At 42.5% G+C, this 14,767-nt stretch carries 12 protein-coding genes; 11 read left to right on the plus strand and 1 reads right to left on the minus strand.

The features are described from left to right. The first annotated feature begins 41 nt into the window (after window positions 1-41). From K4H96_RS05600 to K4H96_RS05640, 9 genes are all read left to right on the plus strand, one after another. On the plus strand, window positions 42-1,952 hold the full coding sequence (locus K4H96_RS05600; protein ID WP_223336798.1) for a fructose-1,6-bisphosphatase: 1,911 nt from the start codon (window positions 42-44) through the stop codon (window positions 1,950-1,952). A gap of 100 nt (window positions 1,953-2,052) precedes the next feature. Continuing rightward, window positions 2,053-3,195: a cysteine desulfurase family protein gene (locus tag K4H96_RS05605; RefSeq protein ID WP_002906667.1), complete on the plus strand. Its 1,143-nt coding sequence runs from the start codon at window positions 2,053-2,055 to the stop codon at window positions 3,193-3,195. 3 nt (window positions 3,196-3,198) lie between these two features. Further along, window positions 3,199-4,413 carry a tRNA uracil 4-sulfurtransferase ThiI gene (gene thiI / locus K4H96_RS05610; protein ID WP_002906666.1) on the plus strand — a complete coding sequence of 405 codons (1,215 nt, stop codon included), beginning with the start codon at window positions 3,199-3,201 and terminating at the stop codon, window positions 4,411-4,413. A 21-nt stretch (window positions 4,414-4,434) separates the two neighbouring features. Further along, entirely contained in the window at window positions 4,435-4,956 is a 522-nt protein-coding gene (locus K4H96_RS05615; RefSeq protein WP_002897666.1) for a methyltransferase family protein, read from the plus strand. Between the two features lie 102 nt (window positions 4,957-5,058). Then, entirely contained in the window at window positions 5,059-5,649 is a 591-nt protein-coding gene (locus K4H96_RS05620; protein ID WP_223331328.1) for a hypothetical protein, read from the plus strand. 315 nt (window positions 5,650-5,964) lie between these two features. Next, a complete protein-coding gene (gene rplU, locus K4H96_RS05625) occupies window positions 5,965-6,279 on the plus strand; it encodes a 50S ribosomal protein L21 (RefSeq protein WP_002904398.1) in 315 nt (104 codons plus the stop codon). A gap of 15 nt (window positions 6,280-6,294) precedes the next feature. Then, window positions 6,295-6,639, plus strand: a complete 345-nt coding sequence (locus K4H96_RS05630; protein ID WP_002900460.1) for a ribosomal-processing cysteine protease Prp — start codon at window positions 6,295-6,297, stop codon at window positions 6,637-6,639. A 17-nt stretch (window positions 6,640-6,656) separates the two neighbouring features. Continuing rightward, window positions 6,657-6,950: a 50S ribosomal protein L27 gene (gene rpmA, locus K4H96_RS05635; protein ID WP_002895619.1), complete on the plus strand. Its 294-nt coding sequence runs from the start codon at window positions 6,657-6,659 to the stop codon at window positions 6,948-6,950. 250 nt (window positions 6,951-7,200) lie between these two features. Continuing rightward, window positions 7,201-8,553: a vWA domain-containing protein gene (locus K4H96_RS05640; protein WP_002906664.1), complete on the plus strand. Its 1,353-nt coding sequence runs from the start codon at window positions 7,201-7,203 to the stop codon at window positions 8,551-8,553. A gap of 96 nt (window positions 8,554-8,649) precedes the next feature. Here K4H96_RS05640 and K4H96_RS05645 read toward each other — a convergent pair whose 3' ends face one another. Next, window positions 8,650-9,390, minus strand: coding sequence for a hypothetical protein (locus K4H96_RS05645; protein ID WP_002906663.1), 741 nt, complete (start codon window positions 9,388-9,390; stop codon window positions 8,650-8,652). A gap of 242 nt (window positions 9,391-9,632) precedes the next feature. On the opposite strand from K4H96_RS05645, the gene K4H96_RS05650 reads away from it, so the two are divergent. After that, window positions 9,633-12,425, plus strand: a complete 2,793-nt coding sequence (locus tag K4H96_RS05650) for a glycoside hydrolase family 3 protein (protein WP_223336799.1) — start codon at window positions 9,633-9,635, stop codon at window positions 12,423-12,425. A 285-nt stretch (window positions 12,426-12,710) separates the two neighbouring features. Next, the gene (locus K4H96_RS05655) at window positions 12,711-14,672 is read left to right on the plus strand and encodes a peptide ABC transporter substrate-binding protein (protein ID WP_223336800.1); all 1,962 of its coding nucleotides are present in this window, start codon (window positions 12,711-12,713) and stop codon (window positions 14,670-14,672) included. Window positions 14,673-14,767 lie beyond the last annotated feature (95 nt).

The following is a 14,767-nucleotide window of genomic DNA, read 5'->3' on the forward strand; positions in this document are numbered from 1 at the left end:
GAGAGAAGATTGAGAAAGCGGTTATAGAGTGAGGGCTGAAGATGGAGCAATATAAGCGTATTTTACTGAAAGAATTTGACAGTCGGCAGAAGGTCATTACAGAGCTGACCAACCTAGAGGCAATTTTGAACTTGCCCAAAGGAACGGAGCTGTATATCAGTGACATTCATGGGGAGTTTGCTGCTTTTGACTATATTTTGAGAAGCTGTGCAGGTATCCTCAATGAGAAGATCAAGGACTGTTTTGGGGACTGCTTGTCAGAAGCTCACAAAGACCGCCTGTCAGCGTTGGTATCCTATCCTGAGCTTGTGCTGGGGGAAGAAACTAAGGGAAAAGACTGGTATCAGGAAACCATTCCTCAGCTCTTGAACTTGCTGGCTTTTGCGGGTGCCAAATACAGTCGATCCAAGGTCAGAAAGGCCTTGCCGCCTCAATATGCCTATATTATCGAGGAGTTGCTCTATAGCGACAGGGCTTTGGCTGATAAAAAGTCCTATTTTGAGAATATCCTGACTTATGTGATTGAATTGCGGGAAGCTGTGCCTTTTATCCTAGGCTTGGCCCGAAGTATCCGGCAGTTGTTGATTGATCATCTGCATGTTGTTGGAGATATTTTTGACCGAGGAGCTGGCAGTGCTCAGGTCATGGATGAACTGCAGCATTTTCACTCGCTCGATATTCAGTGGGGCAATCACGACATTATCTGGATGGGAGCATTTTTTGGCTCTAAGGCCTGCTTGCTCAATGTGTTGCGCATCGCAGCTCGCTATGGCTATCTCTGGGATATCGAGAAAGATTATGGTTTAAACCTGCGCTCCTTGACTCTTTTTGCGGACAAGACTTACCAGTCTAATCCTAAGTTTAGGCCTATTCTAGGCGGCAGAGATCAGGAGTTTTCAGATGAGGAAATTCTGCAGCTGGAAAAGGTTCACCAAGCCTTAGCCATTATGCAGTTCAAGCTGGAAAATCAACTCATCAAACGACGGCCTGAGTTCCAGATGCAGGACCATGTGATGCTGGATAAGATTGACTATTGGGAAGAAAGTGTTACGATTGACGATACCAAGCATGCCCTAGTCAGCACCTGTTTCCAAACTATCAATCCAGAAAATCCGTCAGCGTTAACACCAGAAGAAAATCAAGCTGTAGACAGTATGCTGGCCTCGTTCCAAAGTTCTCTTAAGATGGCGGAGCATATGAGTCTTCTGATGAACAAGGGCTCTATGTATAAGATTTACAACCAGCACTTGCTTTTTCACGGCTGCATTCCTCTGGAGCCGTCAGGAGAATTCCAGCCTTTCATTCTCAATCAAGCCCATTATGCAGGCAAGGAATTGCTGGATTTCTTTGAGTATCATATCCGGCAGTCGGCTAAGAACAAGGAAGTGGGCGATGATTTGTCGACTGATTTGATTTGGTATTGCTGGAAAGGTAAGTTATCGCCCCTGTTTGGCAAAGAAAAGATGACCACCTTGGAGCGCTATTTCATTGAAGATAAGGACACCCACAAGGAAGTAGAAAATTCTTATTTTTCTTATCGTAATTCTGAAAAAGTCTGCCAGCTGATTTTGGAAGAATTCGGCCTCTTTTCTCAAGAGTCTAGGATGGTCAACGGTCATACTCCGGTAAAGACGAGCAAGGGAGAGTCTCCTATCCGTGGGGGCGGTCTACTCTTTGTCATTGATGGTGGCCTCTGCAAGGCCTATCAGAAGAAGACTGGAACGGCTGGCTATTCACTGCTCAATAATTCCTATGGCTTCCAGTTGGTGACCCATCAGCCTTTCCAAAACGCTCAAAAAGTCGTTGAATCGCCGTTTGCTCAAACCTCCCTGAAAAAGGTGATTGAAAATGTAGAGGAACGAACCCTCATCAAATCTACTACCATCGGTCAGAGCTTGTTAGCTCAACAACAGGAACTCTTTGGCTTATTACATGAGTTTTATGACCGGTGAAGTTTAGCCCTAAGTTTTAGCAGAATTTAGGGCTTTTTCTTTCTTGTTCCAGTTTCTCTTTCATGTTACAATAGGAGTATTGAAATTTTGAGGAAAGAACATGATTTATTTAGATAATTCAGCGACAACCAAGCCTTATCCCGAGGCTTTGGCCGCTTACACAGAAGTAGCTTCTAAAATCTGGGGAAATCCATCCAGTCTGCACAGTTTAGGCAGTCAGGCAACCCGGCTCTTAGAAGCTTCACGCAGGCAAATAGCAGAGCTTTTAGGTAAGTCTTCGTCGGAGATTTTTTTTACTTCTGGAGGGACCGAAGGAGACAACTGGGTGCTTAAAGGAGTTGCTTTTGAAAAGATTCCCTTTGGAAAACACATCATCGTATCCAACATTGAGCATCCCGCGGTTAAAGAATCAGCCCTCTGGCTGCAGAATCAAGGCTTTGAAATAGATTTTGCGCCAGTGGACAAGGTAGGTTTTGTTGATGTAGAGAAGCTGGCGAAGCTGATTCGACCAGACACCACTCTGGTCTCGGTAATGGCTGTCAATAATGAAATTGGCAGTATTCAGCCCATTCAGAAAATATCCGAACTACTAGCAGACAAGCCGACTATTTCCTTTCATGTGGACGCTGTACAGGCTGTTACGAAGATTCCGACAGCTTCTTATCTGACGGATCGCGTGGATTTTGCGACATTTTCCAGTCATAAATTTCACGGTGTCCGGGGCGTAGGATTTGTCTATATCAAGTCTGGCAAGAAAATCAGCCCCCTCTTAACTGGCGGTGGTCAGGAGTCAGACAAGCGCTCAACGACGGAGAATTTAGCTGGCATTGCAGCGACGGCCAAAGCACTGCGTTTGTCCATGGAAAAGCAAGAATCATTTGCCCAGCGGACGGCTCAGATGAAGAGAATTCTCCTTGAAGAGCTGCAGAAGTATCCAGATGTGGTAATTTTCTCAGACATGGAAAATTTTGCGCCCCATATACTAACCTTTGGTATCAAGGGAGTGCGGGGTGAAGTTGTCGTCCATGCATTTGAAGACTACGAGATCTATATCTCGACTACTAGTGCTTGCTCTTCTAAGGCCGGTAAGCCAGCGGGAACCCTAATCGCTATGGGCGTCGAAAAGTCTCTGGCTCAAACTGCTTTCCGTATCAGTTTGGATCTTGACAACGATATGAGTCAGATGGAGCAGTTTTTAACAACTTTTAAAATTATTTACGAAAAAACCAGAAAAGTAAGGTAAACAATGCAATATTCAGAAATTATGGTGCGCTATGGTGAGCTCTCAACCAAAGGGAAGAACCGCATGCGCTTTATCAACAAACTTAAACGCAATATCCAGGCTGTCTTGTCAGTCTATCCGCAGGTCCATGTCAAGGCTGACCGTGATCGGACCCATGTTTATCTGCACGGTACAGACTATCAGCCAGTCGCTGAGTCACTCAAGCAGATCTTCGGGATTCAGAATTTCTCGCCGTCTTACAAAATTGAAAAATCTGTACCGGCCCTAATCGAAGCTGTCCAATCTATCATGAAGGAAGTCTATCAAGAGGGCATGACCTTTAAGATTTCCAGCAAACGCAGTGATCACAGCTTTGAATTGGATAGCCGCGAGCTCAATCAGACATTGGGGGATGCTGTTTTTGAGGCCATTCCCAATGTTCAGGTCAAGATGAAAGCGCCTGATATTGAGCTTCGTGTCGAGATCCGTGAAGAAGCGGCCTATATCTCTTACGAGACGATTCGTGGTGCTGGTGGGTTGCCAGTTGGTACTTCGGGCAAGGGTATGCTCATGCTGTCTGGCGGCATTGACTCACCGGTGGCGGGCTATCTGGCTCTCAAGCGGGGGGTAGATATCGAGGCGGTTCACTTTGCAAGTCCGCCTTACACCAGTCCAGGTGCGTTGAAAAAAGCTCAGGATCTGACTCGGAAATTAACCAAGTTTGGCGGCAATATCAAGTTTATTGAAGTGCCTTTTACAGAGATTCAGGAGGAAATCAAGGCCAAGGCTCCAGAAGCCTATCTCATGACACTGACCCGTCGCTTTATGATGCGTATTACGGACCGGATTCGAGAGGAGCGGAGCGCTCAAGTCATTATCAACGGAGAAAGTCTTGGTCAGGTGGCAAGTCAAACGATTGAGAGTATGCAGGCTATCAACGCTGTAACCAATACACCGATTATACGTCCTGTCGTGACCATGGACAAGCTGGAAATCATTGACATTGCTGAAAAAATCGATACTTTCCAAATCTCTATTCAGCCATTTGAAGACTGCTGTACTATTTTTGCTCCAGACCGTCCTAAGACCAATCCAAAAATCAAGAATGCTGAGAAGTACGAAACTTACCTAGATGTTGAAGGCTTGGTTGAGCGCGCTGTTGCAGGCATTATGATTACAGAAATCACACCAGAAGCTGAGACCGACGAAGTTGATGAGCTGATTGAGGAGCTCTTGTAAAAGCTAGAGAAGGTGACGTTTATGCTTGCTGTTTTTCTCTTAATTCCTTTTCTGCTGATTCGTTTTCCTTTATTAAGTCATTTTGGCAAAAATGCTTTGTCACGCGCAGCTTATTTTGCACCAGTCCAAGGAAAAGAAAAGATAGCTTATATGATTTATCAATTGAGCAATCTAGCCTTGTTCATAACTCCTTTTTTGCTTGAAATTAAGTTTGATTTTTCTGTTTTCTTTTATGCTGGTATAGCTATTTACCTGCTTGGTTTGGTTTTGTGTGCTATCAGTATGAGGGATTTCGCTAGACCAGATGAAAACGGTATGAATACAAAGGGGCTTTATCGCTATTCCCGTAATCCCATGTATGTAGCTTACCTTGTTTGTTTTTTGGGAATAGCTTTTTTGACCAAGTCAATGATTTTCATTTTGATTCTAGTCATGTTTCAGACTGCGGCCCACTGGATTATCCTCTCTGAGGAGCGCTGGTGTCTTGAAAAATTCGGGAAATCTTATCAAGAATATCAAGATAGGGTGCGGCGTTATATTTAGAAATTTTTTATCTAATCATTATTTAACAAGGCGGTTAGCGGATAACAATAGAAATACTATTTATCTGATTTGTAACAAAATTAATACTAGATGGAGTTTGAGATGGGATATTGGGATTATTTTTCGAGAGGCTTGCTTCAATCATTTTCTTGGAAAGACGGCTATGACAATGCTTTGTTAAGAGACGTGCCAGGGGAATCATATTTGTTAGGTGTCTTCTCGCATTCTTTGTTAGCCGTATTGATTACTTTTCTTGTTTTTTATGGTTTAAATATTGCTAAATTAAAAGCAGGTTCTTGGAAAGCTCTTATTAGCAAAGAATATCAAAAGAACCCAGTTAAATCTGTATTAGTTCTTGGTTTTGGTTTACCAATTACGATTCTTGTTCTTGTTTTTCATGAAGTTCATAGACCTATAGAAGCTCTACATGTTTATAAATATTTCAAAGAACAAAACGTGCACGCTGATATTGTTCGCTTAATTGATATAGATATACATACTACGACTGGTAGGTATGGAAGAAAGATATTTAGTAATCTTATCTTCATAGTTGAAACAAAAGAAGGGACTCGTAAAGTGAACATTTCCGATGCCACACAGTATGAGGCAGAATTTTTAAAAGAAAATCTTGAAACGCCAACAAATATTTCCGTTCATGTAAATAGTAAGGGTGAAATAGTCTTTGTTCATTAGTAGATAAAATTTAAAGATAATCCTTGAAAATCCGTTTTCATGAGATGAAAAAGCTTGCTAAAGAGCTGCAGAAGTGCTATACTTATAGAGTTGACTATGCACATTCCTGTGCAACCGCACGATCATCGTTGCTCGTCGTATAACAAATTTAAACTTCGTCATTATCGCCTTGCCTAACACAAGTTATGCCTTCGGCTCAATTCCTAGTTTATTCTTTGTTATACTTAGAGCTCTTCTCTTAAGTGGTTCGTCCCACGATGCTAGGCGAGTCTTCACAAAATTCGGGGAAACCCTAAAAATCATAGGAGGTGCATAATGAGCACATACGCAATCATTAAAACTGGCGGAAAACAAGTTAAAGTTGAAGTTGGTCAAGCAATCTACGTTGAAAAGTTGAACGCTGAAGCTGGTCAAGACGTTACTTTTGACGAAGTTGTTCTTGTTGGTGGTGAAAACACTGTTGTCGGAACTCCGCTTGTTGCTGGAGCTTCTGTTGTCGGAACTGTTGAAAAACAAGGCAAGCAAAAGAAGGTTGTTACTTACAAGTACAAACCTAAAAAAGGCAGCCATCGTAAACAAGGTCACCGTCAACCATATACAAAAGTTGTCATCAACGCTATCAACGCTTAATTTTAAGGAGATTAAATGATACAAGCAGTCTTTGAAAGAGCCGAAGATGGCGAACTGAGGCGTGCAGAAATCACAGGTCACGCCGCGAGTGGTGAATACGGCTTTGATGTCGTATGTGCGTCCGTTTCGACGCTCGCCATTAATTTTGTCAATTCAGTTGAGAAATTCGCAGGCTACGAACCGAACTTAGAATTAAACGAAATAGAAGGCGGCTATCTGAAGGTTGAAATTCCTCAGGATATACCGTCACACCAAAGAGAAATGACTCAGCTTTTCTTTGAATCATTTTTCCTAGGAATGGCAAACTTATCGGAGGACTCATCTGAGTTCGTCCAAACCAGAGTTATCACAGAAAACTAACACGGAGGAAAAACATTATGTTAAAAATGAATCTTGCTAACTTGCAATTATTCGCCCACAAAAAAGGTGGAGGTTCCACATCTAACGGACGTGATTCACAAGCGAAACGTCTGGGAGCTAAAGCAGCTGACGGTCAAACCGTAACAGGCGGCTCTATCCTTTACCGTCAACGCGGCACTCACATCCATGCAGGTGTCAATGTTGGACGCGGCGGAGACGATACTTTGTTTGCAAAAGTTGAAGGCGTAGTACGCTTTGAACGCAAAGGACGCGATAAGAAACAAGTTTCTGTTTACCCAATCGCTAAATAATTAATAAGAAATCCCCATGCTCAAATATCGAGCATGGGGATTTCTTATTAGAGACAGCACGATAAAGCATTTGTTTAATGATTCATGATGATGCTCATCATTTTTAGCATACAAACTCTGATAATATTCTAAAATTTTAATTTTTAGACTAATAAATATCTGAAATCGCTTGCAGGTCCTATTTTTTTATGTTATTCTATATAAAATAGATGCAATCATGTTTCTAAATCTAAAAAGATAAGGAGAAATTATGGAAAAAGAATCATTTAAACTTCCAGGCTTTTCATTGTACAAATTGAAAGTTGGATTAGCATCAGCAACTCTTCTATTTGCCTTTTCACAAGCTTCGCATGTTTTTGCAGACCAGGTTGGGACACCATCTTCAAGCGGTATAGCAAAAACTGAAGCAGTAAGCTCTCCGATTGAAGCTGCTGGTGCTGAAATTGCTGCTGATACGACGAAACCTGTTGTTGAAGAATCTGCAGCGAAACCAGGAGATTTGATTGATGTCTCAAAAAATGTATCGCCTGTTGATGTCAAAGAAAGTCAAGAAGGCAATCAAACAGTCCGTGTAGAAACGGCAACCGTTGATGTTACAAAGACAGAAGTGGCTCCGGCAAAGGTTGATAAGGCGCCAGAGCCAATAACTAGACGTACTGAAAATACTTTATCTGGCACAGATGAAAATGGGAATCCCTATACGCAGTATGAGCGAGTAGATAAGACTACAACCATCACCTACACCTCAACGCCACCAACTGTGACAAAAGCTGGTTCAGCTGATATTGTCTTTGTTGTCGACCGTTCAGGATCCATGGGTGGCACAATTGATATTGTTCGTGCAAATATTAATGAATTTGTGCGAAATATTACTAAAGAGGGGATTACAGCACGTTTTGGCTTGGCGACATTTAGTGATGAAGTCTACGGTCGTAATTCTGGCAGCAAAGATGAAGATACGGTTCTAACACGGTTTGGGTCATCTTATTTTACAACTGATCCGGCTGAGCTCGAAAAAGCATTGGCTGCAATTCGTATAGCGAGTGGAGGAGATACTCCAGAAACACCAACTACTGCCCTGAACCAGATTATTTCAACCTATGATTGGTCTAAGTCATCTAAAAATAAGAAATTCGTCGTTTTATTGACAGATGCTGAAATGAAAGAAGATCCTTCAATTCCAACGGTTGCTGATACACTTGCGGCTCTAAAAGCTGCTGGTATAGAAAGAACTGTAGCGACGGTAAAAGCGATTGAGGGAATTTACAAAAATTTTGCAACAGAAGGCAGAGTGCTTGATATCGAAAATAACTTGGCTGATGCTCTGACAAAGGGAACCACTTCATGGATTGTTGAAAGTGTCAATGAAGCTCGTTACTATAAAATCATAAAAGATAGTTATCAATTCTATCTTGAGCGTCGTACTACAATGCCTACTTCTACCGTCTACCATGTTCAGGCACCAACACTTTTGGCCAAATCTGAACAGACTCTTCCTAAAACAGGAAGTAGCGAAAAGGCGGTCTATAGTGTTGTGGGGCTTGGTTTGCTTCTGGCTGGATTGGGGCTAGGTATTAGTGTAAGAAAATCAAAAGAACTATAAGTATCTGCTTATAAAAAATGATTTTTTATTTAAGTGATTTTGAGTAAAATAAATACCAGAAACGAAGACATACGTCCTTATTTCTGGTATTTTTCGTTATGGTGTAACTTCTTCGTCTTTTATATTGACAACGCCATGCCAATTAGTATAATAGGTCTTTCCTTTGTAGTCGAAAGAACCTTGCCTCAAAAGATCGCCATACTCGGTAAAGTAATAATAGTACTTGCCAATCTTATAAAGTCCGTTTTTATAAGGCGATCCATCTCCTCCGATGTAGAAGGTATATTCAGTGAAATCAATAAATCTGTTTTTAACCAGTCGTCCGTAAGAATCAAAGAAGTATTGCTTGCCATCAACAGTGTAAAAGTTAATGACCCTTTGTCCTTTGTTATCAAAATAATAGACGTTACCAGTTGGGCTGGTATAGAAGGAATTTTTTAGATTCGTCGGAATTTGTTCTGCTGGGTCATCTTGAACTTTGTATGTATAACCAGAGAGGTCCGCGCCGTAGTATTTACCCTCGTGAAGAACGATTCTATTTGTAATTCTTTCGCCAGACTCATCATAAAAAGCATTAGGGAACTCACTCTTAGGTGCTTCCGGAACCTTGATAGGTCCTGGATCATCAAAGATAGTAGGGTCGTCCTCAATATCTGGTACACTAGGATCGTAAATACCAACTTCACGTCTAGAAGCCCAGTCAGGGATTGACTTGTTCTCCGCTCGAACTGTTCCGGTGGAAATCAAAGCAGCGGCTAAAGTCGCAGCAGAAGCCAGGGAAAGCCCCAGCCAGTAGCGGCGGTTGAACATTGCTTTGGTGTTCTTTTCTTGTCTCATAGCAAATCCTTTCTATGCAACTGTTACTATAAGATTAAAGAATCTCATTTTTAACAGTTAGGTTATGTTATTTCTATAAAATTATACCTCTGTAACATTTCTATAATATTGTAATACTATTTCATTTTTATAGAGATTATATTACTAATTGGTGATAAAAACGAACAATCATTAGATAATATGTAAACGTTTACAAACATCGTTTTTTGTGCTATTATTATAGGGATGAAAGGAGAACGCCTATGATGAAAAGGTATAAATTGCTATTGGCACTTGCCTTGTCATTGCTGGTTTTTTGTCCATTTGGAGCCATAAAAGCAGATACGGTTAATCAGCCGCCGGAATCTGCTAACCAGTCTGAACAAGCAAGTACTGCAGTTGTAACGGACTCTTCTGATAGTGTTGTAGAGGCTAGGGGCACGACAAGTCAGGATAGTCAAATTGCCGCAAAAGCCTTGCCAGTCTCTGATGCTTCGGAAGTTGCAGCTACTGAAACGGCTGCTTCAACCCAAGAAGCCAATACTGGTAATTTGGTAGAAGATTCTGCCAAACCAGCGACCGCTCAGTCTGCAGAAGTTTCCTCAGATGCCAATCAGGCGCAAGGTCAAGCGGCGACTGATGCGCCACCAGCTTCTAAGAGAGTACAGGAGCTTGTGGCAGATATGACGCTTCGTCAGAAAATTACCCAGATGCTGATGCCAGACTTCAGAAAATGGCAGCAAGAGGGCCAAGCTGCCCAGTCCGATATGACGGAGCTTAATAAAGAGGTTGCAGAAGCGGTTGATAAATACGACTTTGGCGGAGTTATTCTTTTTGCTGAGAATGTGAAGGGAACTGCTCAAACCTTAGCCTTGACACAGGCCCTGCAACAAGCAGCTATCAGCAACCAAGCTAATAATGGCAAGCTGCCGCTCTTGCTCGCGATTGACCAAGAAGGTGGTATCGTCTATCGTTTGGGCAGCGGGACAGCTCTTCCCGGCAACATGGCAGTTGGCGCGACGCGTGATCCGGAATTGGCTAATCAAGCAGGTCAAATCATCGGACGGGAGCTATCGGCTCTAGGTTTGAATGTCAACTTTGCCCCAGTTTTTGATACAAATAACAATCCGCAGAATCCCGTTATTGGTTTACGGTCCTTCTCTTCTGACCCTAAGGTTGTTGCTCGCTTGGGGACGGCTATGATGGAGGGTATTCAGAAATACAATGTCGCAGTAGCGGCTAAGCATTTTCCTGGGCATGGTGATACGGCGGTGGATTCTCACACTGGTCTGCCTCTGGTAGATAAGTCATATGCTGAGCTTGAAGCTCTGGAGTTGCTGCCCTTCAAGGCTGCCATTGACAAAAACGCTGATATGCTGATGACAGCCCATATTCAGTATCCTCAGATTGAAAAAGACACGGTTATATCTAAGCAAACTGGGGAAACCATTTATATCCCTGCCACCTTGTCAGATGATATTATTACCGGCATTGTTCGCAAAAAGTTTGGCTACAAGGGAGTGGTAGTATCTGATGCTATGGGCATGGATGCGATTGCCAAAAACTTCGGAGAATCTGAAGCGGCTATCATGGCAATCAAATCAGGTGTAGATGTGGTGCTGATGCCAACCGTCTTACGCAGTAAGAGTGATTTGGCTAAAATCGATAAGATTATCAATGATATTGAGCTAGCGGTTCAGAGAGGCGATATTCCAGTCAGCAGATTGAATGAGTCTGTGACCCGCATCTTGAACCTAAAAGAAAAACGAGGTATTTTAGACTTTGACCCATCTGAGCGTACCCAAGCTAAGGCTGAAGCAACTGTTGGTTCAGAGCTAAACAGAGATACTGAACGAAAAATCGCTGCTAGTGCAGTGACCGTAGTTAAAAATGATGATACTGTTCTGCCCTTTAAGGTCAAATCTGGCGACAGAATTTTGCTGTTAGCGGCTTATGATGATGAAGTGCCTGGGCTAGAACTGGGCGTCAAGCGTCTGATAGCAGACGGAGTGATTCCAGCAGGTGTCACATACGAAGCGTTGAACTACAGCAAGACGACCAAGTTAGAAGATTTGAAAGGAAAGATTGATCAGGCTACTCACCTTGTCCTAATCTCTGAAATTGGTCGTCAATCTCAACTGGCCAGCGATTTCTGGTTGACAAGAGTTCCGACAGAAGTCGTGGACTATGCAAATGCAACTGGGAAACAGGCAGCTGTTATGAGCATTTCCAAACCTTATGATGTAGCGAATTATCCTAATGCCAAGGCTATTGTAGCAGTTTATGGAAACAAGGGCATGGATCCAACGGAGTCTTTGAAGCCGGATAATGCCTTCGGTCCTAATATCCCAGCTGGAGTGGAAGTGATTTTCAATGGTCAAAAACATGTTGGAACGCTACCTGTAAATGTGCCGCGTATCAAGGATGGCATCATGTCTGAGACAGAGGTAGCCTATCCTATCGGGCATGGTCTCTTTTATACCGATCCAGTTAAGGATATCAAAGTCAATGTCCCTGCATCTGCTCAGCTAGATCAACCTTTTACTGCTACCGTTACCCTGAGTGGACTAAACGGTCTAGAGAAAAATGACTACCGTCTTGCCCTTAAGATGGATACTCAGCGCTTCAGCATTCTCCCTAGTCCAGACTATACCATCTCTGGTGATACTGTTCTGATTTCTAAAAAAGCCAACGATACCAATCCAGTTGAGATAGGCTTGAAAGGCTTAGTAGAAGGTCAGTTCAGTCCAGTACTTTCCCTGACCTTGATTGATGGTCAAAACAGAGAATTCAGCATGGGAGAAGATTATTACAAGGAGCTTGTTCAGATTACTGAAGCTAGGCAGAGCATGGTTCCAGGTCAACAAAATCCTCCGCAGTTGAGTTTGCGTTCTGTTGAACCTGTAAGTTCTCGTCGGCAACTAAGTCAGCAGGCTGCACAGGCTAGCCAGCTCCCTAAAACAGGAGACAGCAGCAGTTTGCTCTTGGCCTTACTGGGTGCCTTGTTCTTGTTTGGAGCTGTCTGTTTATATGGCTTATCCATGCGTAGACAATAAGAAATAAAAGGATGAACAGTTTGTATTAATACTCTCACAGTTCTAGTCATTCTTGATAAAATAACAAAAAGGAAGAATCCGCTTTTACTGCAAAGTTGTCTTGGATTCTTCCTTTTTTACTTGGAAATTCGCAGAAATGCAGTAACGGAAAACTTTGTGAGCTTGCTAAAAGCACCCGCCCTTAGATGTTTTACTCAACTGTCATCGGTTTACTATTTACTTTTTATACGCTTTTTGGTATAATAGTTCATGTTATAAAATGTAACATCAAAGGAGGTTCTATCCATGAAAGCATCAAAGTGGTTGATTGCGACTGGAGTCGCACTGAGTGCCGGGCTATTGCTAACGGCTTGTAGCCAGTCTTCATCTAGCACAAATAATTATACTTACGTTTATAGTTCAGACCCTGACAGCTTGAACTATCTTGCTACAAACCGTGCAACGACAGGTGATGTCATTTCCAACCTGGTTGATGGACTTTTTGAAAATGACAAGTACGGGAACCTGGTTCCTTCTATCGCGAAGTCATGGACAGTTTCTAAGGACGGCTTGACCTATACTTATAAGCTGCGCGATGATGCTAAATGGTACACATCCGATGGTGAAGAATATGCAGAAGTAAAAGCCCAGGACTTTGTTACTGGCTTGAAATATGCAGCGGATGAAAATTCTGAAGCTATTTATCTCGTTCAGGACTCTGTGAAGGGCTTGGATGCTTATATCAAGGGTGAAGATAAGAATTTTGACAATGTTGGTGTCAAGGCCATTGACGACCATACCCTGCAATATACTCTGACCCGCCCTGAGCCTTACTGGAACTCTAAAACAACCAGCACAATTCTCTTCCCAGTCAATGAAGAGTTTCTGAAAGCAGAAGGAAGCAATTTTGGCTCTGTCAAGCCATCTAGCATCCTTTATAATGGTCCTTACCTGCTCAAATCTCTGACTTCCAAGTCTGTGATGGAATTTGTCAAGAACCAAAACTACTACGATAAAGACAATGTCACTCTGGATAGCATCAAGCTGACCTACTATGATGGAAATGATCAGGAAGCGCTGATTCGTAACTTCAGCGATGGCGTTTACAGCACAGCTCGTCTCTATCCGAATAGCTCTGGCTTTGCTTCAGTCAAGAAGAAATATGCGGACAATATCGTATACAGCCCGCAGGATTCTACTTCTTATTACTATAATTTCAACTACAACCGTCAGTCTTACAATCATACTTCTAAAACAACAGATGCTCAAAAATCTGCGACCAACGAAGCAATCATGAACAAGGACTTCCGTCAGGCTATTAACTTTGCCTTTGACCGTACATCTTATGGTGCGCAAGGAAATGGTGAAGACGGAGCGACTAAGGTCTTGAGAAATACCTTGGTACCGCCTAGCTTTGTCCAAATTGGCGACAAGGATTTTGGAACTGTTGTTGGAGAAAAATTAGTCAACTATGGCAGTCAATGGCAAGGAATTGACCTCTCTGATGCTCAAGACCCTTACTATAATCCTGAAAAGGCTAAGGCGAAATTTGCAGAAGCGAAGCAAGCCTTGCAGGCTAAGGGTGTTGAATTCCCAATTCACTTAGATATGCCAGTGGATCAGTCTAGCACGATTGGAGTTCAATGGGCTAGCTCAACCAAGCAGTCTATCGAATCGGCTCTTGGAGCAGAAAATGTCGTCATTGACCTGCAAAAGATGAGCACAGACGATCTTAATAATATCACCTATTTTGCTAACTCTGCTGCTCAGAAAGACTATGATATGTCTACTGGTGGCTGGACTGGTGACTACCAAGACCCATCTACCTACCTTGATACTCTCAATATCAAGAACGGCGGAAGCTTGCAAAACTTTGGTTTTGAACCAGGTCAAGACAATGATAAGATTAAAGAGTTAGGCTTGGATACTTATACCAAGATGTTGGAAGAAGCCAATGCTGAAACCAACGATGTGCAGCTGCGTTACGAAAAGTATGCAGAAGCGGAAGCTTGGTTGCTAGATAGCGGCTTGATTATCCCGACTGTTTCACAAGGTGCAACACCGTCGGTTACTAAATCAGTGCCATTTACAAAGGCCTACTCACCAGTTGGTGTCAAAGGTTCAGGCTACAACTTCAAGCTGACTCAACTTCAGAAGGATGTAGTAACGACCAAAGAATACGAAGCGGCTAAGAAAAAATGGAAAGAAGAAGCTACTGCGGCAAATAAAAAAGCCCAGGAAGAACTTGCTGACCACGTTGAAAAATAAAAAACGATTCACTTAGCGACATTGGGGCTGGATTTTTCCAGCCCCTTTTTGAATGGTTTGACTGAGGTTTTTGTAGTAAAATAGAAAGAAATACT

Source organism: Streptococcus sanguinis (genome assembly GCF_020729765.1).
Taxonomy (GTDB): domain Bacteria; phylum Bacillota; class Bacilli; order Lactobacillales; family Streptococcaceae; genus Streptococcus; species Streptococcus sanguinis_Q.

Coding starts and splice junctions, on each gene's coding strand:
- K4H96_RS05600 (WP_223336798.1), top strand. CDS start 42: ATGGAGCAATATAAGCGTATTTTACTGAAAGAATTTGACAGTCGGCAG.
- K4H96_RS05605 (WP_002906667.1), top strand. CDS start 2,053: ATGATTTATTTAGATAATTCAGCGACAACCAAGCCTTATCCCGAGGCT.
- thiI (WP_002906666.1), top strand. CDS start 3,199: ATGCAATATTCAGAAATTATGGTGCGCTATGGTGAGCTCTCAACCAAA.
- K4H96_RS05615 (WP_002897666.1), top strand. CDS start 4,435: ATGCTTGCTGTTTTTCTCTTAATTCCTTTTCTGCTGATTCGTTTTCCT.
- K4H96_RS05620 (WP_223331328.1), top strand. CDS start 5,059: ATGGGATATTGGGATTATTTTTCGAGAGGCTTGCTTCAATCATTTTCT.
- rplU (WP_002904398.1), top strand. CDS start 5,965: ATGAGCACATACGCAATCATTAAAACTGGCGGAAAACAAGTTAAAGTT.
- K4H96_RS05630 (WP_002900460.1), top strand. CDS start 6,295: ATGATACAAGCAGTCTTTGAAAGAGCCGAAGATGGCGAACTGAGGCGT.
- rpmA (WP_002895619.1), top strand. CDS start 6,657: ATGTTAAAAATGAATCTTGCTAACTTGCAATTATTCGCCCACAAAAAA.
- K4H96_RS05640 (WP_002906664.1), top strand. CDS start 7,201: ATGGAAAAAGAATCATTTAAACTTCCAGGCTTTTCATTGTACAAATTG.
- K4H96_RS05645 (WP_002906663.1), bottom strand. CDS start 9,390: ATGAGACAAGAAAAGAACACCAAAGCAATGTTCAACCGCCGCTACTGG.
- K4H96_RS05650 (WP_223336799.1), top strand. CDS start 9,633: ATGATGAAAAGGTATAAATTGCTATTGGCACTTGCCTTGTCATTGCTG.
- K4H96_RS05655 (WP_223336800.1), top strand. CDS start 12,711: ATGAAAGCATCAAAGTGGTTGATTGCGACTGGAGTCGCACTGAGTGCC.